Origin of the sequence: Streptomyces sp. NPDC048001 (assembly GCF_043203115.1) — a bacterium.
Taxonomy (GTDB): Bacteria; Actinomycetota; Actinomycetes; order Streptomycetales; family Streptomycetaceae; genus Streptomyces; species Streptomyces sanyensis.
Map to the genome: position 1 here is coordinate 104,126 of NZ_JBIDBN010000012.1, position 23,485 is coordinate 127,610.

Here is a 23,485-nt window from a genome sequence, read left to right on the forward strand (position 1 = left end):
GGCCGACAGCGCACGGTGAGCCTACCGGGTGTGATCACCGCGCCGTGAGCGAGGCTCCGCCCGAAGCTGCGGTGCCGTCATGTTCGCTGCCGGAAGGGGACGGTGCCGGAAGGGGACGGTGGGGGAGGGGCGGCCCCGACGGTGCGGGGCGGTGCCCGGGGGCGCCGCACCCGGGCCGGCCGGCAGGGGCGACCGGCGCACGGCGGGCGGACGGGGCGCGGATCCGGGAATTGCAGAGGGAAAGGGCGTGGTGCCCCGGGAACGGTCTGCCTGCGGTGTCTCGGCAACACCGAGAAAAGTGGCGGAAAACCATGCCGTGCGATGCCGGGGCCGTGAACGGAATTCCGCCGGCGGAGTCCCTGCCCGGTGCGCCTGCCGCCCGCCCCGCCGTCGTCCGGGGGGTGCCGGGGGTTCCCGTGTGCCGGCCGCGTCCGGGGGCATCGGGTGCACGTGCGGGCCGACCCCTGCGCCAGGGGGCGGCGCCCCGGGTGCTTGCGATGGGGGCGGGCGGGGCAGACCGAAGGCGTCGGGCCGGAGACCGGACCGGCCCGCAGGGCCAACTCTCAGGAGAGTGAATGCGATGACCGTTCCCGGTTCCCTCGAACCCCTGGCGACCTTCTGCGGCAAGTGCGACTGCGGATGCCCGCAGCTCTTCGTCGACGAGAGCGCCCCCGCCGAGCGCAGGGTCGTGATCACCGACGACTTCGGCCAGAAGGTCGAGATGAGCGCCGACCAGTTCGCCTCCCTGGTCGAGGAGGCGAAGGCCGGACGGCTGGACGCCGTGGCTGCCGTGTGAGCGAGCGGGGGTGCCGGGTGCCGCCGCGGGGCGGCACCCGGCCGCCGTGTCGCCGGGCGCCGCGGCGGCCCGCTCAGTTCTGCGGCGCCGTGATGTTGACCATCCACGAGACGCCGAAGCGGTCCCGGCACATCCCGAAGACATCGCCCCACATCTGCTTCTCCAGCGGCACCTCCACGGTGCTGCCGGAGGACAGCTTCTCCCAGTAGCCGCGCAGTTCGGTGTCGTCGTCCCCGCTGAGGCTGACCGCGTAGGCGTTCCCCGGGGCGTGCTCCGTGCCCGGTCGGGCGTCGGCGCCCATGAGTGTGAGGCCCGCGCGTGTCTCCAGCAGGGCGTGCATGATCCGGTCGGCGTGCGCGCCGTCCTGGTCGGCCCCGTACTCGCCGTAGGTGTGAGTGGCCAGGGTGCCGCCGAAGACGTCGCGGTAGAACTCCATCGCCTGCTTCGCGTCGCCGTCGAAGCTGAGGTACGGGTTGAGCCGAGTGGCCACCACAGGTTCCTTTCGCGAGATATGCCGGAATTGCACCTTACGGTCTGCTCGGCGGTTCCCGGTGGACCGGCGTGCGGTGCCGGATGCGGCGGCCGGATGCGGTGCCCCGGAGGGTGGAGGGGTGCCCTCGTGCCGGGTTCCCCGGAAGGGGGCGGTCCGGCCTCCGGAGGGGGGCGGGGCGCGTGTGGTGCGCCCCCCTGTCGTGTGCTCCCGGAGGCGGGGGTATTCGGTGCGCAGGTTTCGCGCGGTAACCCGGCGGCGGGTGAAGGCCTTTCGGGCGAGCGTCAAGGAGTCCGCTTCCGATGACTTCGCATTGTTGTTCTTACTCGTGCTGCAGTAAGCGCTTTCCCGATCATGGCATGGCTTGACCTGGACCCTGTCAATGGTGCGGGTTCCGGAACTCTTGTTCATGGCAGGCCAGTTGTGCCAGGGTGAGGCTCCTCGTTACCGAACAGATGCAAGCTGATCAATCGTTCGAATTTCGGGTGAAGCCCTCCACAAGGGGACCGGCGTCGCCCGCAGAAAGGTGTGTACCAATAGTCGCGCACCTTTCCGTCGGCGGCCGGCTCTGCCGAACGGAGCCGATGGCCCGTCAGTAACCCCCCACCCGCAATGCCATGGATGGAAAGACGTCTATGCAGCACCCCAGCACGCCCGTGAGCGTGCCCCACGAGCAGGCGGGAAGCGCGTCGGGACCCTCCGACGCCGAGCTTGCCGCAGCCCTGCAGACGGCAGCCGCCGACCGGCCGGCGACCTATCCCGTCGCCGCACTGCTGTCCCGGCACTGGCAGCCGCTCTTCGACTACGCGGCCCTGTGCGCACCCTCCGCGCAGGCGGCGTCGATGCTGGCCACGGCGGCCTTCGCCCAGCTCACGGACCGCCTCGCGCGGGGCGGAGCCGCGGGAGCGGTCCGCCCCCACCTGCTCGTGGCGGCCCGCCACCTCGCCGGCGCGTGGTCGAGCGACCCCCGTGCCGCCGCCCTGGTCCCCGGCCTGTCGGCCCCCGAACCACCCTCCGAGGAAAGGCAGCTGGCCTCCTGGGCGTTCCAGGCCATGCCCGTCGAGGACCAGGTCCTGCTCTGGCACGTCGAGACCGAAGCCGAAGGCATATCCGTACCGGCGGCCCTGCTCGGGGCCGATCCCCGGGAAGCGTCCGCCCGACTCGTTCAGGCGCGCGAACAGTTCCGGCAGACCTGCGTCCGCACTCACCGCGAGCACGCGCCCACCGCGGATTGCCGCCACTACAACCGACTTCTCGACATATCCCTGCGGCGCGGCGAAACCCTGATACCCGACATCCAGGTGCACCTTTCCGAGTGCGCCTACTGCCGGTACGCCGCCGAGCAACTGCGCCAGTCCGACGGACGCCTCGGCCCCCTCCTCGCCGAGGCCCTGCTGGGCGGGGCGGCCGGCCCCTACCTCGCCTCCCGGCCCGGGCGGCGGCGCCAGGCCAGGCTCCGGGGCGACGCGGCGGACGGCGGAGCGGCACCCCCGAGCGCCCCCCGCGGGCGCCACTCGCGCTCCGGCCGCGCCCGCGCCGCCGTGCCCGGCCTGGTGGACCGGGGCCGCCGCGCCGCCGTGGAGCGCACCGGTGCCACGGTGCTCGGACTCGTCGCCGTCACCGCGGTGCTGGCCGCCGCCCTGGTGGCCGTGCTGTCCTCCGACGACTCCGAGCACGGCGGCTCCGCCGCCCCCGGCGGTGAGCCGCCCGCCACCGCGCCCGGGACCGCTGAACCCCGGCCCTCGGCCACCTCCGCGGGCCGCCAGACCGGCCCCCTGACCATCGTCCTGCGCGGCGTCGAGGCCGAGCTCTGCGTCGACTTCGCCGGAGGCCGGGCCACCGCCGACGCGGACGTGCTGATGGCGGCCTGCTCGTCCACGCCCAGCCAGCGCTGGGTGTACGAGACCGACGGCCGCCTGCGCAGCGCGCAGGCTCCGGGACTGTGCCTGAACTCCCGCGGGCTCGATGGCATCGTTGTCGCGACCAACTGCACGGCCCGCACGGCCCCCGAGGGCCCCGACACCCGGTACGACCTGACCATCCAGGGGCAGCTCGTCCCGCGCTGGAACGAGAACCTGGCCGTCCTGCCCGCCGCCACCGACCCGGGCTCGCCGCTGGTGGTCAAGGTCCGCGACGACTCGCCCGGCCAGGCCTGGGCGACCACCGCGCCCCACTCCGGCTCGACGGCGCTCGGCCGCACCGACCGCGCCGCCGCGCTCCGCCCCGTACACCACGCACCCTGACGGCCGGTGCCCCCGCCCCGGGGGGCACCGGCCCCCGGGGCCGCGAGCCTCCCCGGCGGTCCGCCGGGGAGGCTCGGAGCGTCACCCGGTGCCCAGCGCCCGCTTCACCACCTTGCCCATGTCGTTGCGCGGCAGGGCGTCCAGGAACCGCACCCGGCGGGGCCGCTTGTGCGGGGACAGCACCCGGGCCACATGGTCCGCGAGCTCCGCCGCGGACGGCGGCGCCGCCGGGTCCGCGGCCACCACCCAGGCCACGACCCGCTCCCCGAGCGCGGTGTCCGGCTCACCGGTCACCGCCGCCTCGCGGACCCGCGGATGGTCCAGCAGCGCGTTCTCGACCTCGCCCGCCCCGATGCGGTAGCCGCCGCTCTTGATCAGGTCGGTGGCCCTGCGCCCGACCAGCCGCACCCGGCCGTCCGGCTCGCGTACCGCCATGTCGCCGGTGCGGAACCAGTCGCCGTCGAAGGCGGCGGCCGTGGCGTCCGGACGGTTCAGATAGCCGCTGAACAGGTTCTCCCCCCGGACCTGGACCTCACCGATCGTCTCGCCGTCCCGGCCGGTGAGCACCCCGCCGTCCTCCCCGACGAGCCTCAGGTCCACCCCGTGCAGCGGTACTCCCACGGTGCCCGGCCCACCGGTCGCGTCGGCCCGCACGCTGGTGTTCATCAGCGTCTCGGTCATGCCGTACCGCTCGACGACCCGCCGCCCGGTGGCGGCCTCGATCCGCCGGTGGACGGGCAGCGGCAGGGCCGCCGAGCCCGAGACCAGCAGCCGCGCACCGGCCAGCGCCCCGACCAGCCCCGGCTCCGTCTCCAGGGACTCGGCCAGCCGGTGGTACATCGTCGGCACCCCGAAGAGCATGGTCCCCCCGCCGCCGAGCCCGCGCGCCACGCCCTCGGGTGTGAAACGGCCCAGGTGCCGCAGCTCGCCCCCGCGGCGCAGCGGGCCGAGCGCGCCGAGCACGAGGCCGTGCACATGGAACAGCGGCAGGCCGTGCACCAGGACGTCCGCGTCGGTCCACGCCCAGGCGTCCGCCAGTGCGTCCAGGGTGGCGGCGAGCGCCCGGCGCGGGAGCACAGCCCCCTTCGGCGGCCCGGTGGTCCCCGAGGTGTACACGATCAGCGCCGCCGCGCCGGGCTCCGGCTCCCGCGCGGGGAGCGGGCCCTCGGCGTCGAGGCGGACGTCCGTCCGCCGGAGTCCGTCCGCCGGACCGGGCAGTGCCTCGCCGGGGGCGGTCAGCACGGCCGACGGGTCGCTGTCACCGAGGACGTGCGCCAGCTCCCGGCTCCCCGCCTTGGGGTTGAGCGGCACCACCGGGCGCCCCGCCAGCAGCCCGGCCACCGTGCCGACCACCGTCTCCGGTGACGGCACGGCCCAGACCGCCACCGGACGGGGCCCCTCGGCCCCGGGCGCCTCCCCGGCGAGCTCCCCGGCGAGCTCCCCGGCGAGGGCGCCCGCCGCACCGGCGAGCCGCCGGTAGGTCAGGGACCGGTCACCGAAGCGCAGGGCGGTCCGGTCGAGGCGGCCGCCGGCCGGTGCCAGCGCGGGAAAGAGCGAACTCACGGGTCGACCTCCGGGCGTCGCGTGCGCCGCGTCACGGCGGCGCCACCGGGCCGCGCCCACCGCGCGGCCCCGGGGCATCATCGCCCCCGCGCCTCCCGCCGGGACAGGGCCGGGCCGGGGGTCAGACGCCGTCGGGCGGCTCCGCGCGGGGTGCCTGCGTCAGCGACTCCGTGCCCCGGGTGCCGTCCTCGCGCAGCCCGTCGTCGTACACCCGCAGCCGCACCCCGGCCCCGCCGGAGGGCAGCGCGGCCGTCGCGTCGACCTCCACCTCGATGCGCGACACCCCCGGCCTGCGGTGGGCGGCGGCCAGTGCGCCGCGCAGCCCGGAGAGAAGCAGCTCCTCCGACTCGGGTCCGACCAGCGCGTCGACGGCACCGGTGAAGCGGACGGAGGGCGAGAAGCCCAGCAGCGCCGCGGCACCGGCGGTCTCCCGCAGCACCCGCCCGCGGAAGGTGGCCGAGGCGTCGGCGGGAGGCTGCTGGAGCGCGAAGATCGCCGTACGCACCTCCTGGACGGTGGAGTCCAGCTCGTCGACCGCGCGGGCCAGCAGCTCGTCGGCGACCGGTTCGGTGGCCCGCCGCCGGGTGGACTCCAGCATCATCTCCGTCGCGAACAGCCGCTGGACGACCAGGTCGTGCAGGTCCCGGGCGATGCGGTCGCGGTCCTCGAAGACGGCGAGCCGCTCGCGATCGGCCCGCGCCCCGGCCAGTACCAGCGCCAGCGCGGCCTGCGAGGCGAACCGGGCCGCCAACTGCCGCTCCAGCTCCGTGTAGGGACGGCCGTAGCGGCGCCGAGGCAGGGCGAGGGTGCCGACCAGCCGCCCGCCGCTCTGCAGCGGCAGCATCATCGAGGGCCCGAACCGGGTGCGCACCGCCGTCGTCATCCTCGGGTCCGTCGCCGAGTCCTCGATGAACACCGGCTCCCCGCCCAGGAGCTGGACCAGGACCGGTGAGCCGGGCAGGATCGTGGTGCCCACCAGCCCCTCCGGGTCCCGGGGGGCGGACGCGGCGGTGATCTCCATGCCGCCGTCCCCCGTGGGGGTCAGCACCACCCCCGCGGCCGCGTCGGCCAGCACCCGGGCCTGCTCCGCGACGGTGGTCAGCGCATCGGCCGCGCTGCGTTCGGCGAGCAGGGTGTTGGTCACGGCCGCCGCGCCCTCGATCCACCGCTCCCGCAGCCGTGCGGTCTCCTGAAGCCGCGCGTTGCCGATCGCGATGCCCGCCTGCGCGGCGAGGACGGTCAGCAGCCGCACCTCGTCCCCGCTGAAGGCACCCCCCTCGGTCCGCGCGAGGTACAGGTTCCCGAACACCTCCTCGGCCACCCGCAGCGGGAGGCCCAGGAACCCGCCCGGCCGCGGGGCGTCCGCCCGCAGGCCGCAGATCCGGGGGTCGTCGGTCGGCTCACGGAGGACCAGGGGGCGGGGATTGCGCAGCAGCTGGCCCGCCAGGCCCGCCCCCGCCGCGGGCCGCCGGGCGGCCCGCCGGAGCTCCTCCGCGCCCGGCCCCGCCGTGAACAGGGCGTCGACCAGCCCCCGCTCGGGGTCGACGACGCTCAGCACGGCGTAGCGCGCCCCGACCAGTTCGGCGGCGGCGTCCGCGAGGCGGCTGAGGGCGGGCCCGAGCGAGGGGGCGTTCCCGGCGGTGACCATCGCCCGGAGCAGGCCCGCCGCTTCGGACGGCGGCGCGCCGGACCCGGCGCCGTCGTCCGGAGAGGAGGGGCCTCCGAGGGGCCCGCCGGAGTTCAGCGGACCTCGGCGTCCGCGTCGGCGGCCGCGGGCAGCGGCACCTCTCCGCCGGCGTCGGCGGGGAACGCGGAGCGGGCGCCCGGCTCCGTGTCCGGGATCGAGTCGGCGAGCGGGTCCAGGGTCATCGGGCGGATGCGGCCCTCCAGCATCGCCCCGAGCCCCAGGATCGTGCAGGCGTCCGGGCGTTCGGCGATCTGCACCGGCATCCCGGTGGCGTCGCGGAGCATCTGGTCGAGCCCCGGCAGCAGGGCGCTCCCGCCGACCATCATGATCCCGCGGTCCACCAGGTCCGCGACCAGGTCGGGCGGGCAGACCCGCAGCACCTTGCCGATGCCGTCCATGACGGAGGTCAGCGGGGTGTGGATCGCGTCCCGGACGGCGGCCGTGTCCACCCGCACCGAGCGGGCCAGCCCGGTCGCCACGTCGCGGCCGTGGATCTCGGTCACGTCCGGGCCCTGGGCGTTCAGGCCGTTGCCCCGCAGGGCCAGTTGCAGGGGGCGCACCGACTGGCTGGGCAGCAGCAGCTCGTGCTGGTGGCGCAGGTGCTGGATGACGGCGTAGTCGATGGCGTTGCCGCCGATCGGGATGCGCTCGGCGGTGACGATGGACCCGAGGGAGAGGACGGCGATCTGCGTGGTCGCCGCACCGCACACCATGATCATGGTCGCGGTCGGCTGCTCGACCGGCAGTCCGCAGCCCACGGCCGCCGCGATCAGGGTGTCGACCAGCTCGACCCGGCGGGCCCCGAGCCCCACCAGCGTCTCCACGGTGGCCCGCTGGGCGAGCGGATCGCTGTCGTGCGGGGTGCTGGCGGCTGCCCGGAGCCGGGGCTTCCGGCGCAGCTGGCGGCGGAGCTTCTCGCCGAGCAGATGGCGCAGCATCCGCTGGGCCATCTCGATGTCCACGACGGTGCCCCCGGAGACGGGGCGGGCGACCCGGATGTAGTCGGGCGTGCGGCCGGTCATCTGCTCGGCCAGTGCGCCGACGGCGATGAGCGCGCCGGTCCGGGTGTTCACGGCGGCGACGCTCGGCTCGTCGACGACGAGTCCGGCGCCCTTGACGAACACGCGCGTGCGCGCGGCTCCGAGGTCGACGGCCACATGGCAGCGGCGCAGCTGCTCAAGGCTGACGGTCATGGCGAGTCCTCCCGAGTGCGGTACCTCCTGGCATCGTCCGGCCGCGGGCGGCCGCGCGCGCGCTGGGCTGAGCCGGGCGGGCGCCCGCTTGAGCCACCCGGGCGCGGGCCGGGCGGGCCCCGCGGGGTGCCGTCGCCCCGGACGGGTCCGCTACTTGAGCACCGCGTTGGCGAGGGCGATCAGCACGCCGATGGCGGCGTCGCCCGCGCCCGCGAGCAGGGCGGAGGTGCGGCGGTACCCCACGGAGAGCGCGGTCCGGGCGCCCCAGGCGAAGAGGATCAGGGTGTTCATGCCCAGCCCCGTGGCCGTGGTGACCGGCTCCGGCCAGTCGCCGAGTCCCGCCAGGACCAGCAGGAGCACCGTGGGGAGGCACGCCGCGGCCATGGGCCACTCCCCCCTGACCGCGACGCCCAGCCCCCGCCAGAGGTCGGACACCGCGTCACCCCGCTCCCTCTGGGCGGCCATGTGGTGTGCGTAGCCGTGGGCCAGCACCGAGGCGAGGGCCGTGACCAGGATCCACGCCGCGTCGGCGAAGGGCGTGTACACCTCTCCCTCGGAGTGCAGGGCCGCCAGCAGGACGGTGGCCTGCACCAGGCCGTAGACGCCGCAGAACGTCGCACGCGGCTGCACCATCGACTCCAGTGCTGTGGACCCGTCCGGCGCTCGGCGGACGGGCGCGGTCGGGGCCGGGAGGCCCTGCCGGGGCGCACGGACTCCGGGGGACGGTGGGGGACAGTTGTGCACACCTTGCCCGAAACCGGGTGGTCGATCCACTATCCGGAACCCGGCGCGGGCCGCGGTGTCGCGGGGCCGAGGAGACGGCGCGCGGCCCGCGCCGGGCTCGCGCGGCCCCGGGCGGCCCTTCCCTCCTCCCTCCGGTCTCCCGTCCCCGCCGCGGTCTCCCTTCCCCGGTCTGCCGCCCCCGCCCGGCGCTGCCGTCAGTCCACCTGCTGGAGCAGCCCCCAGGTGAAGTCGGCGACGCGCTCCGCGCCGTCGGCGGGGTCGGTGAAGGCCAGGCGCATCCTGCTCGGTGCCGTGCCCGGAAGGGGCCTGGCGGGCGCGAAGGCGCGGGCCACCTCGTCGACCGTCGCCGACCAGGGCGTGAGGTCCGCGGCGCCGTCCAGTACCGGGCCGGGTTCACCGGGGGCGCGTACCAGCCACTCGTTCCACACCGCCCTGCCGCCCGGCCCGCCGCCCGCGGAGGCGAGCACCTCGAAACGGAGGCCGGGCCAGAGCGGCACCGGCCAGCGCAGGGCCTCGCAGGCGAGGTCGCCGATGCGGCGCGGCTCCACCTCCGGCGGCGGTCCCAGCGCCGAGCGGTAGCGGGCCAGGGTGCCGCGGCCGCGGGGAGAGCGGGCCATGGCCTGCCAGCGGCGGTTGGCCTCGCGCATCCGCGCGGCGTCCGCGCCGAGCGCGCGGCGGGCCTCCTCGACCAGCTCCGGCCGGTGGTCGGCCATGCGGCGCAGCAGGACGAGCTGGAAGTCGAGCGGTCCGAAGGGGGCGCTGTGGTCCATGCACGACATCCTGCCCGGCCGTGGCCGGACGCCGGAGGCGGACGCGGGGATCCAGCGGGCCGCGGGGCTGCGCAGAAAGGCCCGGATTCCACACAGGATCCTCACCGCGGTCCCGCCGTTTCGCTCCGGGGGTCCGCCTAGTCTCCGAGGGCCATGGACTACTGCCACCCGTGCGGACGGCACCTCAACGGAGCTCTGGCCTGCGCCGGGTGCGGTACCCCCGCCGAGGAGCTCCGCCGCCTCGGCTCCGCACCACCCGCCGCGGGGCGACCGGCCGCCGCCCCGGCCCGTACGCCCGCCCACCGTGCCGCACCGCCGCCGGACCGGACCGGTCCGCCCGTGGGGCGGGGCGCCCGGGCTCCGGGGGAGCCGGCCGCGGTACCGCTCCGTCCGTCGGGTGCGCGGTCCGCCCGGCGGCAGGCCGGGCGCACGGCCGCCGCGCCCGGGCATCGCGCCCGCCGCGCCCGCCGGGGGCGGGGGCGCACGGTCGTGGTGGGGGTGTCGGGCCTGGTGCTGGCGGCGGGCCTCCTGGGGCTGGCCGAGCTGGCCGCCGGGGGAGCGGGCGACGGGGCCGCGACCCGGGTGAGGGAGAGCGCCGCCACCGCGCCGGAGCAGCCGGAGCCGCTGGAGCCGGTGACCCCCCGGGCGTCCGCGTCCGGCCCCGAGGAGGCCGCCGGGCGGCCGGCGGCTCCCTCCGCGGCCCCCCGGCCCGCCGGTACGGGCACGGCCCGCCCCTCCGGCACGGGCGGCGGTGCGCGGCCCTCCGCGGGCGGGGCCCCCGCCACGGCCCTCGCGCCCGGTGCCGCGAGCCCCTCGGGGCCGGCCGGGGCGGCGCCCCCGGTGCCTGAGGGGTCCTCGCCCGCACCCACCGGCGGGCCGCCGGAGGCTTCGGGCGGTCCCGGCGGGAGCGCTTCGCCGTCCTCGGCCGCACCTCCTTCGGCCTCCCCCTCCGTCTCCGCCTCGCCCTCGCCGCCTCCCGCTCCGGAGGCACCACCGTGCAGGCGGTTCCTGTGGTGGTGCGTCTGAGCCGCGACGGCAGGTGCGCCGGGCCCGGCCGTGACGCCGGGACCGGTGCGGGGCCGTACCGGGGTGCCTCAGTCGCGGGTGCCGAGCATCCGGCGCAGCAGGTCGCGCAGGGCGGTGCGCTCCTCGGTCGACAGCTCTCCCAGCGGCTCCCGGGCGAAGTCGAGCGAGGTGCGCAGGCGGCAGACCGTGGCGCGGCCCTCCTCGGTGGCCCCGGCGAGCTTGACCCGGCGGTCGTCGGGGCTCGGACGGCGCTCCACCAGGCCGCGGGCCTCCAGCCGGTCCACGATGCCGGTGATGTTCGACGGCTCGCACTTGAGCCGCTCGGCCACGCGGCGCATCGGCAGCGGTTCGAGGGAGAGCAGGCTCAGGACCCGCGCCTGCACACCGGTGAGGGCGTGCTGGGCGGCGGCCTCCTCGTACTCCTCGTGGTACCGGGCCACGACGGCGCCGATGAGTTCGACGACCTCGATGGTCAGGGGGTCTGCTCCGGGAGTGGCCATGGGCATCAGGATACCCATTTACTTGACAACATGAAATATCCAGGGGCATGGTTGTTTCACGTACTGAAGTATCTCTCTGGAGGCACGCACCATGTCCGCTCTTCCCACGTCCGGCCGTGAATGGCACCTCGTCGCCCGTCCGCACGGCGTGCCGAAGCCCGAGGACTTCGCGCTGCGGGAGGCCGAGGTCTCCGCGCCCGGAGAGGGCCGGATCCTCGTCCGCAACCTGTACTTCTCGGTCGACCCCTACATGCGCGGCCGGATGAACGACGTCAAGTCCTACACCCCGCCGTTCCAGCTGGACCGCCCGATGGACGGCGGCGCGGTCGGCGAGGTCGTCGCCTCCTCCGCCGAGGGCTTCGCGGTGGGCGACCACGTGCTGCACGGGCTGGGCTGGCGCGAGTACGCGGAGCTCCCCGCCGAGCATGCCGTCGCGGTCGACGCCAAGCTCGCGCCCCTCTCCGCCTACCTCGGCGTGCTGGGCATGACCGGCCTGACCGCCTACGCGGGCCTGTTCGAGGTCGCCTCCTTCAAGGAGGGCGACACCGTCTTCGTCTCCGGCGCCGCCGGAGCCGTGGGCAGCCAGGTCGGCCAGATGGCGCGGATCAAGGGCGCGTCCCGGGTGATCGGCTCGGCCGGCTCCGACGAGAAGGTCTCCCTCCTCGTCGACAGGTACGGCTTCGACGCGGCCTTCAACTACAAGAACGGCCCCGTGGCCGAGCAGCTGAAGGAGGCCGCCCCCGACGGGATCGACGTCTACTTCGACAACGTCGGCGGCGAGCACCTGGAGGCCGCGATCTCCTCGTTCAACATCGGCGGCCGGGCCACCATCTGCGGCATGATCGCGCAGTACAACAACACCGAGCCGGCCCCCGGCCCGCGCAACCTGGCCCTGGTCATCGGCAAGCGGCTGCGCCTGCAGGGCATGCTGGTCAACGACCACAAGCACCTCCAGCAGCAGTTCGTCCGCGACGTCTCCGGCTGGATCGCCTCCGGCGAACTCCGCTACGACGAGACCGTGGTCGAGGGCATCGAGCGCGGCTACGACGCCTTCGCGGGCCTGATGCGGGGCGAGAACACCGGCAAGATGATCGTTTCCCTGGCCTGAGCGTCACCCGTTAGGCTCTTGCGCAGCCGTCGCGATCGTGGGCGCGAGTCGCGGCGAACCAGCAGGAGGAACGACTCCATGTCCATCCAGCAGTCCGACGTGCTCTACACGGCCGTGGCCACCGCGCACAACGGCCGCGACGGGCGCGTCGCCACCGACGACGGCAGCCTCGACGTCGTCGTCAACCCGCCGAAGGCCATGGGCGGCAGCGGCTCCGGCACCAACCCGGAGCAGCTGTTCGCCGCCGGCTACAGCGCCTGCTTCCAGGGCGCCCTCGGCGTCGTCGCCCGTCAGGAGAACGTCGACGTCTCCGGCTCGACGGTGACCGCCGAGGTCGGCATCGGCAGGAACGACGACGGCTTCGGCATCATCGTGAGGATCTCGGCGACCATCCCGCAGGTGGACCCGGCCACCGCCCGGGACCTCGTCGCCAAGGCCCACCAGGTGTGCCCCTACTCCAAGGCCACCCGCGGCAACATCACGGTCGACCTGGCCGTCTGACGGAGGCCGGCCGTCCGCGGCGCCCGCCCGGTCCCCGGGCGGGCGCCGCGTCCTCCGTGCGGCCCGGCGCCCCGCACCAGGGGAGGCCGCGGGAACCGGTACACGATCCGGACGCACCGAAGACGCTTCCGCCACCGAGGGTGAAGAGCCACCCCTTAGGCTTGGCCCATGCGTGATCTCGGGGTGGGCTTCTCCTATCTGATGCAGGGTCAGCGCTGGGTCTTCCGGCACGGGCGGTGGTTCGGCTTCGGCCTGTTGCCCGGTCTGGTGACACTGGTGCTCTACGCGGCCGCCCTCGCCGGCCTGGTCGCCGGCGCCGACGACGTGACGTCCTGGGCGACGCCCTTCGCCGACGACTGGACCTCGCCGTGGCAGGGCCTGCTCCGGGGCACGCTGACCGCGCTGCTCTTCGCGCTGGGCCTCTTCCTCGCGGTGATCACCTTCACGGCCGTCACCCTGCTGGTGGGCCAGCCCTTCTACGAGTCGCTCTCCGAGCAGGTGGACCGCACCGAGGGCGGCCGGGTACCCACCTCCGACCTGCCCCTCTGGCGGGAACTGTGGATCTCCGCGCGGGACTCCCTGCGGATCCTGCTGCGGGTCGCCTTCTACGGGGTGATCCTCTTCGCCTGCGGCTTCATCCCGGTCGCCGGGCAGACCGTGGTCCCCGTGATCGGCTTCTGCGTCTCGGGCTTCTTCCTCACCGAGGAGCTGACGGCGGTCGCGCTCCAGCGCCGGGGGGTCCCGTTCGGTGAGCGCCTCGCCCTGCTGCGCGCCCGGCGGCTGCGCGCGCTCGGCTTCGGCGTCCCCCTCGTCCTCGCCTTCCTGGTGCCCTTCGTCGCCGTGCTGCTGATGCCCGGGGCGGTGGCGGGGGCCACCCTGATGGCGCGCGCGATGGTCCCGGAGGGCGAGGCCGCCGACGCGGCCGCTCCCGGCGCCGCCGCGCCGCAGCCGCCCGCCGCGCCGCAGTCGCCCGCCGCGCCCGCGGGCGCCACCCCGCCGCCGGTCCACTGGCCCGAGGCGGGCCGCGAAGGCTGAGGCCCGGCGGAACCGGCCGGGTCATGCCGGGCCGGACGGCTTGGTCCAGTCCGGTCCGGACGCGGCAGGCCCGGGCGCGTCCGCCTCGAAGGCTCCCGGCCCGTCCCCGTCCGCCTCCGAGCCGCCCTGCTCCAGCCGGAAGGGCGGATAGGCGTCCGTCATCAGCGCCGCGTAGGCGGCCACCCGCAGCGCCCAGCGGTGCAGCCCCACCTCGAGGTCGAAGATGCCGGACGGGTAGCGCGAGGTCGCGGCCAGCGCGATCCCCGCGAACAGGACCAGCAGACCGCTCAGCCCGGTGCTCCAGGTGCCGCGCACACCGCCCAGGAACACCCCCAGCACGAGGTAGTGCGGCAGCGCCAGCAGCCACCACTTCACCAGGACCAGACCGCGCGACAGCTCCCCCGGGTAGGCGATGTCCAGGCGCGCGGGGTAGTCCGGCTCCGGGCCCAGGCTGAACGGGGGGTACCGGTCCGTGCCGAGGACCCCGTAGGAGTAGAAGGACACGCGCCAGGACCAGCGCAGCACCCCCAGGTTGAAGTCGAACACCTGCCGCGGATACCGGCCGGTGAACAGGATCGCGAAGAACGCGACCACGCTCAGCACCAGGAACGCCGTCCACAGGAAGGCGAGCACGATCCAGTGGGGGAGCGCCAGCAGCCACTTGACCAGCCAGAGCCAGCGGGAGAGCGGCTCGTCCAGCCGGGCGGACACCCTCACGGGCGGGTAGCCGGGGACAGCCATGCGGATCACCTCCTGCCCCCATCGTCCTCCGCCCGGCCCCGGAGGGCCCCCCGAGGCCGACCGTCTCCGCGCGGTACGGCGCGGGCCGGGGCCGACCGGGCCCCCCGGGGACCGGTCGGCCCTTCCCGCCCCGGTCGTGCGGTGCGACGGTGGAGGCACCGGGGGCTGCGCACCGCCGGGCCCCGCCGCCCATGCCGGAGGAGGAGTCATGCAGAGCGACATCCCCACCCGCCCGGAACTCGGCGGGGTCGTCGTCGGAGTGGACGGCTCCCACGGAGCCAGGGAGGCCGTGCTGTGGGCCGCCGCGGAGGCGGACCGCCGGGGCCGCCCGCTCACCCTCGTCCACGCCGCCGACACCGACCGGCGCGCCCTGTTCTCCACCGCCGAGACCCTGCAGTCGGTCCGGGAGGCCGGTCACGACCTGCTGGTCGAGGCCGCCTCGGCCGTCCGGGAGCGCTTCCCCGACCTGGCCATGACCACCGAGCTCAGCCGGATGGAGCCGCTGGCGGGACTGCGGGCCGCGGCCGCTCACCGGGCGACGGTCGTGGTCGGCAGCCGCGGGCTCGGCGGGTTCTCCGCGCTGCTGCTCGGCTCGGTCGGCCTCGGCGTGGTGGCCCGCGCCGAGGTGCCCGTGGTCGTCGTCCGGGGCGAGGCGGACCGCCCGGGCACGGGCACGGTCACGGCGGCCGTCCACGGAGCCGCCGACCTCGACTGGCTCCTGCTCGCCGCGGCCGAGGCCGAGGCGCGCAAGGCCTCCCTGCGGATGCTCGCCGTCTGGAACGTGCTGGGCCATGTGGGGGATGTCGCCACGATGCTGGACGACCTGGACGACGTGGCCCGCGAGCGGGTGCAGGAGCTCAAGGACCTGGCCGACCAGGTGCAGGGGGTCTTTCCGGAGCTGACCGTCAGCCCCCACGTCGACACCGGCACCAGCGTCCCCGGCGCCCTCGTCGAGGCCAGCGCCCACGCGGACCTGCTGGTCATGGGAAGTCACCGCAGGAAACTGCCCGTGGGGCGCCCGTCCCTCGGCCGGGTCGCCCACAGCGTGCTGCACCACGCCCACTGCCCCGTCGAGGTGGTGCCGCCCGCCTTCGCCGAGGAGCGGCAGCGGCACGCCCGCCATGCGCACACGGACTGAGACCGCACGCCCCCCTCACCCACCGGCCATCGATCCCACCCGGGGAGAAGCCATGAACCGCAAGCGTGTGCTCGTCGCCTACGGCAGCCGCCACGGCGCCACGGCCGGAATCGCCGACGAGATCGGCAGGTCCCTGCGCGAGGACGGACTCGACGCCGAGGTGATGCCCGCGGAGTCCGTCACCGACGTCAGCCGCTACGACGGAGTCGTCCTCGGCGGCTCCCTCTACGCGGGGCACTGGAGCGGCAAGGCCCGCCGGTGCGCCCGCCGCCATGCCGAGCAGCTCCGCGAGCGCCCGGTGTGGCTGTTCAGCAGCGGTCCCGTCGACACCTCCGCCGAGGAACGGGAGATCGAGCCGGTGCCCGGTGTCGCCCGGCAGATGAAGCGCCTCGGCGGTCGCGAGCACATCACCTTCGGCGGCAGCCTCACGGAGGAGACCCCGGGCCGGTTCGCCCGCGCCATGGTGCGCGGCGGCAAGGGCGGCGACTTCCGCAACCCCGAGAGGATCCGCAGCTGGGCCCACCACATCGGGGAGGAGCTGAACCACGCCGCCCCGGGCCCCGCGGCGTCCGCCTGAGCCCCTGCGTCCGCCCGGGTCCCTGCTGACGGCGGCGCCCGGTCCGGGCGCCGCCGTCAGCGTCCGGCAGGTCCGGGCGCCGCCGCCCTGCGGGCCGGCCCCGGAGCCGTCCGCGGGGCCGCCCCGTGTCGGGCGACGGACCTACAGGCCGCTGCCGTGCGGGGCGTAGAGGTCCAGCAGCCTGATGCGCGCCGAGGACAGCCGATGGGCCAGCACCCGGCCGACGACATGCCCCAGCGCCGAGCCGAACGCCGGGTCGGCGTCCATCAGCTCCCGCACCCGCCGCGCGTCGAACTCGTCCGCGCGCACCGGCGTCGTGGCCTCGGCGCCCAGGTTCCACCGGTAGGGGGCGAACAGCCACGAGCAGCCGACCAGTTCACCGGTGCCGACGGTCTCCACGACGGCCCGGGGGCGGCCGGGGACCCGGGCGTCGAGTGCGACGTTCCCGGTGCGGACCACCCAGAAGCGGTCGGCCGCCCCGCCCTCCTCGAAGAGCCGCGCCCCGTCGGGGAAGGACACCCGGCGGGCGCAGCCCATCAGGCGGTCGCGGTACGGGGCGGGCAGCGCGGCGGCGACGCGCGGCGATGCGGTACTGCTGCTCATGGCGGCCTCCTCGTCGGGACGACGCCACCAGTCTGGCGGCGCCCGCGGGCCCCGGGGGAGGGCTGGTGGACCCCGCCGGGGGTGCCGAACGGCCCCGAAGGAACCGTGCCCGGCGGCGGGCGGCCCCCGCAGGTCAGGGGAGTTCCACCACCGCCAGCCCCGGCGCCTGCGCGCCCGCCGACGCGACCCGTGCCCCGTCCGGGGACCACACCGCGCTGCCGCCCGGGCAGTGGCCCGGGTCCGCCGGGCCGACCTGGTTGGCGACCAGGACGTACAGCCCGTTCTCCCGGGCCCGGACCGGGTAGACGGTCTCGAAGGAGTCGTTGCCCTCCACCAGCACCGAGGAGGCCGCGTAGACCGTGCAGCCGTCGGCCGCCGCGCTCCGCGCGAGTTCGGGGAAGCGGTTGTCATAGCAGACCGCCACCGCGAAGCGCACCCCGTCCACGGTGAACCGGCCCTCCGCCGCCCCGGCCGTGAAGACCTCCGACTCCCTGCCGTACAGGTGCCGCTTGTCGTAGCGGGTCAGCAGTTCCCCGTCCGGGCCGATGACCAGGGCCGTGATGGCGGGCCGGTCGCCGTCGGTGCGGGCGGCGCAGCCCACCAGGGCCGCGGTGCCCGTCTCCCGGCACGCCTCGCGCACGGGCTCCAGCCGGGGGTCGTCCTCGGTGAGCCAGCTTCCCGGGTCCGCCGCTATCGGCTCCAGCGCGTAGCCGTGGGCGGCCAGTTCGCAGAAGGCGACGAAGCGTGCGCCCCTGGCGGCGGCCTCGCGGACGAGGCCGGCCATGGAGCGGACGTTCGCCGCGATGTCACCGGGCACGGACGGGAACTGCGCTGCTGCGATCCTCATTCCGCCATCATCGCCCGGGCGGTGCCTCCAGCGCCACGGTGATGATCATGCGCACCTGCTCGACGATCGCGCGCCGGTTGCGGACGTACTCGGGGTCGGTGACCTGCGAGGTGTTGCCCTCCCCGAAGCGCAGCACCGGCGTGTGGACGTGTCCGCCGGGCACGCCGGGCGCCAGCCGGTCGCGCAGCAGGGTCGCCCGGTAGGCGATCTCGTTGGACAGGTAGTCACCACCGCCGCCCGCACGGGCCGTGGAGCCGGGGGTCGGGCCCTGCGGCCGCACCACCGGCTCGGCGGAACCCGCCGGGATCTCCGTCACCGCCGTGTTGTCCAGGACGGGGAAGGGGCCCGTCGCGGCCTCGGTGATCGCCGCGTAGGGGAGTGTGGTGGCCGTCCACTGGGGCTGCGAGGCCGGGTCGGAGACGGGCACCGTGCCGGTGCGGGAGAGGTTCGCGTTGTCGGGGAAGCCGCCGCGCCAGGCCCCGTTGAACCGCTCGATGTCGAAGCGCCCCACCCGCCCCTGGCTGACGGTGGCGAAGAGGTCGGCCCGCGGGAGCACGGGCGCCAGGGTCCGCTCCACCTCGCCGCCGGTGAAGTCCTCCCAGCGGACGGGGAAGACCGCGGCCTCGACGCGGGCGGGGCCGTCGGGCGTGCGGATCCAGGTGCCGTCCAGGGCGAGCGCGGCGGCCCCCGAGGGGTTGCCGATCCGGATGTCACGGTCGAGGGTGAACGGGTCGAACCCGGTCACCACCACCCGCCGCACGCCCCCGCCCCCCGGGAAGCGCAGCGAGTCCTGCCCGCGCGAGGAGCGCTCCAGCCGCTCCTCCAGGCGTGCCCGGTCCGCCGCGTCCAGGGCGAACGGCGGCTCCCAGTGGCGCAGCCGGGCCGTCATGTCCAACCGCGCCCAGTAGAGCGGGCGGTCGTCGCCGCGGGCCAGGTCGCCCCGTGCGGGCCCCCGGCCCTGGGCCCGGGCGACGGCCCGCTCCCACAGGGCCGCGCCGTGGCGGGCCACGGCGGCCTCGGCTTGGTGGAGCGACCGGGCGCGGCCGAGCGCCCGCTCCAGCGAGGGCCCCGCGTCGGCGAGGCCGCCGCGCCGGAGGATCTCCTGCGGCTCGGGGCGGGACAGGCGCCGCTCCTCGACGGTGGGCGCCGGTGCGGTCGCACCGGGCGGGGGAGCGGACCCGCCGGGCGGCGGGGCGGCGGCGCCGGGGGGAGCGGAAGCGAGCGCCAGGGCGGCGGAGGCGGCGAGCACGGCGAGGGCGGGGGCGGCCGGTGCGGTGCGCGGTCGCGTCCGCCGCGGTATCGGTAAGCGGTCGAGGGGCACGGTGGTCCTTCCGTCGGGTCGAGGCGGAAGTATTCCGGGCCGGGCGGGCTCCCGGCTACGGTGCCCGGGGCGCGGTGACGGCCCGGTAGGCGATCTCGGCCAGCCGCCGCTGCCCGTCCCGGCTGGGATGGAACCAGTCCCAGCGGCTCAACTGCTCCTTGCCGAAGCGGAAGCCGAAGACCCGGCCGCCGTCGTGGCGGCAGCGCTCGTCCGCCTCGCACACCTCCCGCAGCACGGTGTTGTACGCGATCACCCTGCGGTGCACCGCCGCCCGGCGCTCGCGTGCCTGCGGGCCGTCGTCCCGGGCGTCGGCGAGCATGGTCGCGCAGATCCCCAGCTGCCAGATGCCGCGCCCGAGCGGATCGTCGCGGCCCGTCGCCCACAGGTGCTTGAGGTCCGGCACGCTCGCCATGTACACCTGCGCCCCGGGCGCGCTCTCCCGCAGCACCTCCATGGCCTCCTCGACCGCGTCGCGGAACGACTCCACCGGCGTCATCCGGTCCAGGGTGTCCGCGCAGGCGTCGTTCGCCCCGACCATCACGGTGACGAGTTCCGGCCGGTGCGCCGCCGCCCGCGCCATCTGGGCGGGCAGGTCGGAGGCGTCGGCACCGCTCTCCGCGAGGTTCCAGCTGCGGCTGCCGAGCGCCTCGGGGCCCAGCAGCCGCAGAGCGAGCGAGTCCACGTCCGCGTCCGTGCCGGTCGCCCAGGACGCCTCGGGGCAGTCGGCGAGGAGGCGGCAGGTGTCAAAGCCGGTGGTGATCGAGTCGCCGACGGCGGCGAGCGAGGCGGGCGAGGGGTCCCAGCGGGGCACGGGGCTGGGCGAGGGCGAGGGGGACGCGGACACCCCGGTGCGCGTCCCCTCGTGCGGTGACGGAGCGTCACAGGCCCCGAGTGCGGCGGTGAGGAGGAGGCCGAGGGCGGCGGCCGCGGCGGGGCCGCGGCGCGATCGGCGCCCCGTGGAGCCCTGGCGCATCCGTGCCACTCCTCCCCGGACCCGGTGATCGACTCCTGGCGGGTGAATACCTGGTGCGTACGGGTCCGGGACCGAGAGTACGCCACCCCCGGGCCGCGCCCGCACGGTAGCTTTTCCCCGTCGACCCAGAGGCATCTGGCCCATCGGCGCCAGTAAATTACATCGCGTCACCGGATGTCCCCTTCGCGGAGCGCCGCGCCGGATGCTGTTTACTGAGGCCGCTGGGAAGGTGATCCCCGTCCCACACTGGAGGTCCCGGTGACGACACGTGGCGTTCTGTACGTCCACTCCGCACCGCGCGCGCTGTGCCCGCACATCGAGTGGGCCGTCGCGGGGGTGCTCGGCACGCGGGTCCAGCTCGACTGGATCCGCCAGCCCGCGTCCCCCGGCACCTGGAGAGCCGAACTCTCCTGGCGCGGCGAACCGGGCGCGGCCTCCCGGCTCGCCTCCGCCCTGCGGGGCTGGCAGGTGCGCTTCGAGGTGGCGGCCGAGCCCTGTGCGACCGCCGAGGGCGAGCGCTACAGCGCCACCCCCGACCTGGGCATCTTCCATGCCGTGACGGGCATCCACGGCGACATCCTGGTCCCGGAGGACCGGCTGAGGGCCGCCCTGGCCCGCTCCTCCCACGGGGAGACGGAGCTGGAGGACGAGCTCGCCAAGCTGCTCGGCAAGCCCTGGGACGACGAGCTGGAGCCGTTCCGCCACGCCGGTGAGGGCGCCCCGGTGCGCTGGCTCCACCAGGTGGTCTGAGCCCCGCACCCTCTCCGTCCTCCGCCGGGAGCCCTCCCCCGGGAGCCCCTTCCGCCCGGAAGCCCTCCGCCGGGGGCCCCGGCCCCGCGACGCGCAGTGGCCCGCACCCCCGTCGGGGGTGCGGGCCACCGTGTCCGGCGTGTCGCGCGGGTCGGTCAGACCGTGCGGAAGGCGAGGACCACGTTGTGGCCGCCGAAGCCGAAGGAGTTGTTGATCGCGGCGATGGTGCCCTCGGGGAGGGCGCGCGGCTCGTCGCGGACGACGTCCGCGTCCACCGACTCGTCCAGCTCGTCGATGTTGATCGTCGGGGGCGCCGTGCGGTGGTGCAGCGCCAGGACCGTGGCCACGGTCTCGATGCCGCCCGCGCCGCCCAGCAGGTGACCGGTCATCGACTTGGTCGCCGAGACCGCCACATGGTCCAGGTCGTCGCCGAGGACGGCGCGCAGGGCCTTGATCTCCGCGACGTCGCCCTGCGGGGTGGAGGTCGCGTGCGCGTTGAGGTGCACGACCTCGGAGGGCTTGAGGTCCGTGCTCTCCAGCAGGTTCCGCAGCGCCGCCGCGATACCGCGGCCCGTCGGCTCCGGCTGCGCGATGTGGTGGCTGTCCGCCGACAGGCCCTGGCCCAGCACCTCGCAGTAGACCCGCGCGCCGCGCCGGGCCGCGTGCTCGGCCGACTCCAGGACCACCACGCCGGCGCCCTCGCCGAGGACGAAGCCGTCCCGGCCGGTGTCGTACGGGCGGGAGGCCTTGGTGGGCTCCTCGTTGTTCTTGGACATCGCCATCATGTTGGCGAAGGCGGCGACCGGCAGCGGGTGGATCGCCGCCTCCGTGCCGCCCGCGACGACCACGTCGGCACGGCCGGTGCGGATCATCTCGACGGCGTAGCCGATCGCCTCGGCGCCCGAGGCGCACGCCGAGACCGGGGTGTGCACGCCCGCCTGGGCGTTGACCTCCAGGCCGACGTTGGCCGAGGGGCCGTTCGGCATCAGCATGGGCACGGTGTGCGGGGAGACGCGGCGGGCGCCCTTGTCCTTCAGCACGTCGTACTGGTCGAGCAGGGTCGTCACGCCGCCGATGCCGGAGGCGATGACGGTGCCCAGGCGGGCCGGTGCCACGGCCTCGTCCTCGCCCGCGGGGGCGGTGTAGCCGGCGTCCGCCCACGCCTCGCGTGCGGCGATCAGGGCGAACTGCGCCGAGCGGTCCAGCCGCCGGGCCAGCGGGCGCGGCAGGACCTCGGACGGGTCCACCGCGGCGGTCGCGGCGATGCGGACCGGGAGGTCGGCGTACTTCTCGTCCTCCAGGACCGTCGCGCCGGAACGGCCGGCGAGCAGGCCCTCCCAGGTCGATGCGCTGTCGCCACCCAACGGTGTGGTTGCGCCGATACCGGTGACGACCACGGTGCGATTGGTCGAGCTCACAGGAATTCTTTCTCCACGTGTAAGGGGGTGCCGAACTGTCACGGTGCCACCGCGGGTGGCGGACAGCGCGTCAGGTTCCCAGGACGGTTACTTGGCCTGGTGGGTGAGGATGTAGTCCGCGGCGTCGCCGACGGTCTTCAGGTTCTTGACGTCCTCGTCCGGGATCTTGACGTCGAAGCGCTCTTCGGCGGCGACGACGACCTCGACCATGGACAGCGAGTCGACGTCCAGGTCGTCGGTGAAGGACTTGTCCAGCTGGACGTCCTCGACCGGGATGCCGGCGATCTCGTTCACGATCTCCGCGAGACCTTCGACGATCTCTTCCTGAGTGGCGGCCATGTGGCGCTCCTTCGGTATGTATCAGAGGGTGTGGCAGGTGCCGTACGGGCGGGTTCCGGGGATCCGGAGGCCCGGACGGGCGCCTAGGGGAGGGTAACGACCGTCGCGGCGTAGACGAGACCCGCCCCGAAGCCGATGACGAGCGCGGTGTCGCCGCTCTTCGCCTGCCCCGTCGCCAGGAGCCGCTCCATCGCGAGCGGGATCGAGGCGGCGGAGGTGTTGCCGGTGGTCTCCACGTCGCGGGCGACCGTGACGTGCTCCGGCAGCTTCAGCGTCTTCACCATCGAGTCGATGATCCGCATGTTGGCCTGGTGCGGGATGAAGACGTCCAGGTCGGCCGCCGCTATGCCGGCGGCGTCCAGCGCCTGCTGGGCGACCTTCGCCATCTCGAAGACGGCCCAGCGGAAGACCGCCTGGCCCTCCTGCGTGATGGCGGGGAACTTGACCTCTCCGCGCTCGTCGAGCGGGAGGTGGGAGAGGTCGCCGAGCCGGAACTCGTTCCACGGCACGGTCTGCTTGATGGTCTCGGACTTGTCGCCCTCCGAACCCCACACCGTGGGGCCGATGTGCGGCTCGTCCGAGGGGCCGACCACGACGGCGCCGGCGCCGTCGCCGAAGAGGAAGGCCGTCGCCCGGTCCTCCAGGTCGGTCAGGTCGCTCAGCCGCTCCACGCCGATGACCAGCACGTGCTCGGCCGAGCCCTCGACGATCATGCCCTTCGCCAGGGTCAGGCCGTAGCCGAACCCGGCGCAGCCCGCGGAGATGTCGAACGCGGCGGGCTTGCCCGCGCCGATCTTGTCCGCGATCTCGGTGGCGACCGCGGGCGTCTGCTTGAAGTGGGAGACGGTCGAGACGATCACGGCGCCGATCTGCTCCGGTGCGACGCCCGCGTCCGCGAGGGCCTTGCCGGCGGCCTCGACGGACATGACCGTCACGGTCTCCTCGGGGGAGGCCCAGTGGCGCGTGGCGATCCCGGACCGGGAGCGGATCCACTCGTCCGAGGAATCGATCCGCTCCAGGATGACCTCGTTCGGGACGACCCGGGTCGGCCGGTAGCCGCCGACACCCATGATGCGTGCGTACGGAGCGCCCTTGCTGGGCTTGATCTTGGCCATGCTCTAC

Annotated in this window: 23 protein-coding genes; 8 read left to right on the forward strand and 15 right to left on the reverse strand. The window is 75.3% G+C overall.

What is annotated here, in order from left to right:
* The first annotated feature begins 580 nt into the window (after nt 1-580).
* Entirely contained in the window at nt 581-796 is a 216-nt protein-coding gene (locus tag ACGF15_RS22545; RefSeq protein ID WP_256523928.1) for a hypothetical protein, read from the forward strand.
* Between the two features lie 73 nt (nt 797-869).
* Here ACGF15_RS22545 and ACGF15_RS22550 read toward each other — a convergent pair whose 3' ends face one another.
* Nucleotides 870-1,286, reverse strand: a complete 417-nt coding sequence (locus ACGF15_RS22550; RefSeq protein ID WP_345610319.1) for a VOC family protein — start codon at nt 1,284-1,286, stop codon at nt 870-872.
* 635 nt (nt 1,287-1,921) lie between these two features.
* Here ACGF15_RS22550 and ACGF15_RS22555 point away from each other — a divergent pair.
* On the forward strand, nt 1,922-3,529 hold the full coding sequence (locus ACGF15_RS22555; RefSeq protein ID WP_392801385.1) for a ricin-type beta-trefoil lectin domain protein: 1,608 nt from the start codon (nt 1,922-1,924) through the stop codon (nt 3,527-3,529).
* Nucleotides 3,530-3,610: 81 nt separating this feature from the next.
* Here ACGF15_RS22555 and ACGF15_RS22560 read toward each other — a convergent pair whose 3' ends face one another.
* The 6 genes from ACGF15_RS22560 to ACGF15_RS22585 all read right to left on the reverse strand — a co-directional run bounded on the left by ACGF15_RS22560 (nt 3,611) and on the right by ACGF15_RS22585 (nt 11,012).
* On the reverse strand, nt 3,611-5,092 hold the full coding sequence (locus ACGF15_RS22560) for an AMP-binding protein (protein ID WP_392801388.1): 1,482 nt from the start codon (nt 5,090-5,092) through the stop codon (nt 3,611-3,613).
* Nucleotides 5,093-5,213: 121 nt separating this feature from the next.
* On the reverse strand, nt 5,214-6,740 hold the full coding sequence (locus ACGF15_RS22565; protein WP_392801391.1) for a GAF domain-containing protein: 1,527 nt from the start codon (nt 6,738-6,740) through the stop codon (nt 5,214-5,216).
* A 92-nt stretch (nt 6,741-6,832) separates the two neighbouring features.
* The gene (locus ACGF15_RS22570; RefSeq protein WP_345610311.1) at nt 6,833-7,972 is read right to left on the reverse strand and encodes a rod shape-determining protein; all 1,140 of its coding nucleotides are present in this window, start codon (nt 7,970-7,972) and stop codon (nt 6,833-6,835) included.
* Nucleotides 7,973-8,122: 150 nt separating this feature from the next.
* Nucleotides 8,123-8,605, reverse strand: coding sequence for a hypothetical protein (locus tag ACGF15_RS22575; RefSeq protein WP_345610309.1), 483 nt, complete (start codon nt 8,603-8,605; stop codon nt 8,123-8,125).
* 305 nt (nt 8,606-8,910) lie between these two features.
* The gene (locus ACGF15_RS22580) at nt 8,911-9,486 is read right to left on the reverse strand and encodes a hypothetical protein (protein ID WP_362607579.1); all 576 of its coding nucleotides are present in this window, start codon (nt 9,484-9,486) and stop codon (nt 8,911-8,913) included.
* A 1,094-nt stretch (nt 9,487-10,580) separates the two neighbouring features.
* On the reverse strand, nt 10,581-11,012 hold the full coding sequence (locus ACGF15_RS22585) for a MarR family transcriptional regulator (protein ID WP_345610305.1): 432 nt from the start codon (nt 11,010-11,012) through the stop codon (nt 10,581-10,583).
* Nucleotides 11,013-11,103: 91 nt separating this feature from the next.
* Here ACGF15_RS22585 and ACGF15_RS22590 point away from each other — a divergent pair, with 91 nt between their 5' ends.
* The 3 genes from ACGF15_RS22590 (at nt 11,104) to ACGF15_RS22600 (ending at nt 13,656) form a co-directional block, all read left to right on the forward strand.
* Nucleotides 11,104-12,120 carry an NADP-dependent oxidoreductase gene (locus ACGF15_RS22590; RefSeq protein ID WP_392801395.1) on the forward strand — a complete coding sequence of 339 codons (1,017 nt, stop codon included), beginning with the start codon at nt 11,104-11,106 and terminating at the stop codon, nt 12,118-12,120.
* Nucleotides 12,121-12,198: 78 nt separating this feature from the next.
* Nucleotides 12,199-12,621, forward strand: coding sequence for an organic hydroperoxide resistance protein (locus ACGF15_RS22595; RefSeq protein ID WP_345610301.1), 423 nt, complete (start codon nt 12,199-12,201; stop codon nt 12,619-12,621).
* Nucleotides 12,622-12,789: 168 nt separating this feature from the next.
* Nucleotides 12,790-13,656, forward strand: a complete 867-nt coding sequence (locus ACGF15_RS22600) for an EI24 domain-containing protein (protein ID WP_362607572.1) — start codon at nt 12,790-12,792, stop codon at nt 13,654-13,656.
* A 21-nt stretch (nt 13,657-13,677) separates the two neighbouring features.
* Here the strand turns inward: ACGF15_RS22600 and ACGF15_RS22605 are convergent, their stop codons facing one another.
* Nucleotides 13,678-14,397: a DUF4389 domain-containing protein gene (locus ACGF15_RS22605; RefSeq protein ID WP_362607570.1), complete on the reverse strand. Its 720-nt coding sequence runs from the start codon at nt 14,395-14,397 to the stop codon at nt 13,678-13,680.
* 208 nt (nt 14,398-14,605) lie between these two features.
* On the opposite strand from ACGF15_RS22605, the gene ACGF15_RS22610 reads away from it, so the two are divergent.
* Both ACGF15_RS22610 and ACGF15_RS22615 read left to right on the forward strand, forming a co-directional pair.
* Nucleotides 14,606-15,535 carry a universal stress protein gene (locus ACGF15_RS22610; protein WP_345610295.1) on the forward strand — a complete coding sequence of 310 codons (930 nt, stop codon included), beginning with the start codon at nt 14,606-14,608 and terminating at the stop codon, nt 15,533-15,535.
* A 52-nt stretch (nt 15,536-15,587) separates the two neighbouring features.
* On the forward strand, nt 15,588-16,112 hold the full coding sequence (locus ACGF15_RS22615) for a flavodoxin domain-containing protein (protein ID WP_345610293.1): 525 nt from the start codon (nt 15,588-15,590) through the stop codon (nt 16,110-16,112).
* A 141-nt stretch (nt 16,113-16,253) separates the two neighbouring features.
* On the opposite strand, the gene ACGF15_RS22620 is transcribed toward ACGF15_RS22615, so the two are convergent.
* The 4 genes from ACGF15_RS22620 to ACGF15_RS22635 all read right to left on the reverse strand — a co-directional run bounded on the left by ACGF15_RS22620 (nt 16,254) and on the right by ACGF15_RS22635 (nt 19,856).
* Complete coding sequence (locus ACGF15_RS22620; protein ID WP_392801399.1) at nt 16,254-16,715, reverse strand: cyclic nucleotide-binding domain-containing protein; 462 nt, start codon at nt 16,713-16,715, stop codon at nt 16,254-16,256.
* A 133-nt stretch (nt 16,716-16,848) separates the two neighbouring features.
* On the reverse strand, nt 16,849-17,562 hold the full coding sequence (locus tag ACGF15_RS22625; RefSeq protein ID WP_345610290.1) for a carbon-nitrogen hydrolase family protein: 714 nt from the start codon (nt 17,560-17,562) through the stop codon (nt 16,849-16,851).
* 7 nt (nt 17,563-17,569) lie between these two features.
* Nucleotides 17,570-18,811, reverse strand: a complete 1,242-nt coding sequence (locus ACGF15_RS22630) for a pyroglutamyl peptidase (protein WP_376427272.1) — start codon at nt 18,809-18,811, stop codon at nt 17,570-17,572.
* A gap of 127 nt (nt 18,812-18,938) precedes the next feature.
* Nucleotides 18,939-19,856 carry an SGNH/GDSL hydrolase family protein gene (locus ACGF15_RS22635; protein ID WP_392801401.1) on the reverse strand — a complete coding sequence of 306 codons (918 nt, stop codon included), beginning with the start codon at nt 19,854-19,856 and terminating at the stop codon, nt 18,939-18,941.
* A 258-nt stretch (nt 19,857-20,114) separates the two neighbouring features.
* Here ACGF15_RS22635 and ACGF15_RS22640 point away from each other — a divergent pair, with 258 nt between their 5' ends.
* A complete protein-coding gene (locus ACGF15_RS22640; RefSeq protein WP_345610286.1) occupies nt 20,115-20,606 on the forward strand; it encodes a DUF3145 domain-containing protein in 492 nt (163 codons plus the stop codon).
* Nucleotides 20,607-20,761: 155 nt separating this feature from the next.
* Here ACGF15_RS22640 and ACGF15_RS22645 read toward each other — a convergent pair whose 3' ends face one another.
* From ACGF15_RS22645 to ACGF15_RS22655, 3 genes are all read right to left on the reverse strand, one after another.
* Entirely contained in the window at nt 20,762-22,024 is a 1,263-nt protein-coding gene (locus tag ACGF15_RS22645) for a beta-ketoacyl-[acyl-carrier-protein] synthase family protein (RefSeq protein WP_345610284.1), read from the reverse strand.
* Nucleotides 22,025-22,111: 87 nt separating this feature from the next.
* Complete coding sequence (locus ACGF15_RS22650; RefSeq protein ID WP_256523907.1) at nt 22,112-22,363, reverse strand: acyl carrier protein; 252 nt, start codon at nt 22,361-22,363, stop codon at nt 22,112-22,114.
* Between the two features lie 83 nt (nt 22,364-22,446).
* Entirely contained in the window at nt 22,447-23,478 is a 1,032-nt protein-coding gene (locus ACGF15_RS22655) for a ketoacyl-ACP synthase III (RefSeq protein WP_256523906.1), read from the reverse strand.
* Between the last annotated feature and the right edge of the window lie 7 nt (nt 23,479-23,485).

What these genes read in the sequence shown, in the direction of transcription:
- ACGF15_RS22615 (WP_345610293.1), top strand. Translation starts at nt 15,588, where the DNA reads ATGAACCGCAAGCGTGTGCTCGTCGCCTACGGCAGCCGCCACGGCGCC.
- ACGF15_RS22605 (WP_362607570.1), bottom strand. Translation starts at nt 14,397, where the DNA reads ATGGCTGTCCCCGGCTACCCGCCCGTGAGGGTGTCCGCCCGGCTGGAC.
- ACGF15_RS22635 (WP_392801401.1), bottom strand. Translation starts at nt 19,856, where the DNA reads ATGCGCCAGGGCTCCACGGGGCGCCGATCGCGCCGCGGCCCCGCCGCG.
- ACGF15_RS22655 (WP_256523906.1), bottom strand. Translation starts at nt 23,478, where the DNA reads ATGGCCAAGATCAAGCCCAGCAAGGGCGCTCCGTACGCACGCATCATG.
- ACGF15_RS22555 (WP_392801385.1), top strand. Translation starts at nt 1,922, where the DNA reads ATGCAGCACCCCAGCACGCCCGTGAGCGTGCCCCACGAGCAGGCGGGA.
- ACGF15_RS22610 (WP_345610295.1), top strand. Translation starts at nt 14,606, where the DNA reads ATGCAGAGCGACATCCCCACCCGCCCGGAACTCGGCGGGGTCGTCGTC.
- ACGF15_RS22625 (WP_345610290.1), bottom strand. Translation starts at nt 17,562, where the DNA reads ATGAGGATCGCAGCAGCGCAGTTCCCGTCCGTGCCCGGTGACATCGCG.
- ACGF15_RS22585 (WP_345610305.1), bottom strand. Translation starts at nt 11,012, where the DNA reads ATGGCCACTCCCGGAGCAGACCCCCTGACCATCGAGGTCGTCGAACTC.
- ACGF15_RS22570 (WP_345610311.1), bottom strand. Translation starts at nt 7,972, where the DNA reads ATGACCGTCAGCCTTGAGCAGCTGCGCCGCTGCCATGTGGCCGTCGAC.
- ACGF15_RS22620 (WP_392801399.1), bottom strand. Translation starts at nt 16,715, where the DNA reads ATGAGCAGCAGTACCGCATCGCCGCGCGTCGCCGCCGCGCTGCCCGCC.
- ACGF15_RS22545 (WP_256523928.1), top strand. Translation starts at nt 581, where the DNA reads ATGACCGTTCCCGGTTCCCTCGAACCCCTGGCGACCTTCTGCGGCAAG.
- ACGF15_RS22595 (WP_345610301.1), top strand. Translation starts at nt 12,199, where the DNA reads ATGTCCATCCAGCAGTCCGACGTGCTCTACACGGCCGTGGCCACCGCG.
- ACGF15_RS22580 (WP_362607579.1), bottom strand. Translation starts at nt 9,486, where the DNA reads ATGGACCACAGCGCCCCCTTCGGACCGCTCGACTTCCAGCTCGTCCTG.
- ACGF15_RS22565 (WP_392801391.1), bottom strand. Translation starts at nt 6,740, where the DNA reads ATGGTCACCGCCGGGAACGCCCCCTCGCTCGGGCCCGCCCTCAGCCGC.
- ACGF15_RS22600 (WP_362607572.1), top strand. Translation starts at nt 12,790, where the DNA reads ATGCGTGATCTCGGGGTGGGCTTCTCCTATCTGATGCAGGGTCAGCGC.
- ACGF15_RS22575 (WP_345610309.1), bottom strand. Translation starts at nt 8,605, where the DNA reads ATGGTGCAGCCGCGTGCGACGTTCTGCGGCGTCTACGGCCTGGTGCAG.
- ACGF15_RS22650 (WP_256523907.1), bottom strand. Translation starts at nt 22,363, where the DNA reads ATGGCCGCCACTCAGGAAGAGATCGTCGAAGGTCTCGCGGAGATCGTG.
- ACGF15_RS22590 (WP_392801395.1), top strand. Translation starts at nt 11,104, where the DNA reads ATGTCCGCTCTTCCCACGTCCGGCCGTGAATGGCACCTCGTCGCCCGT.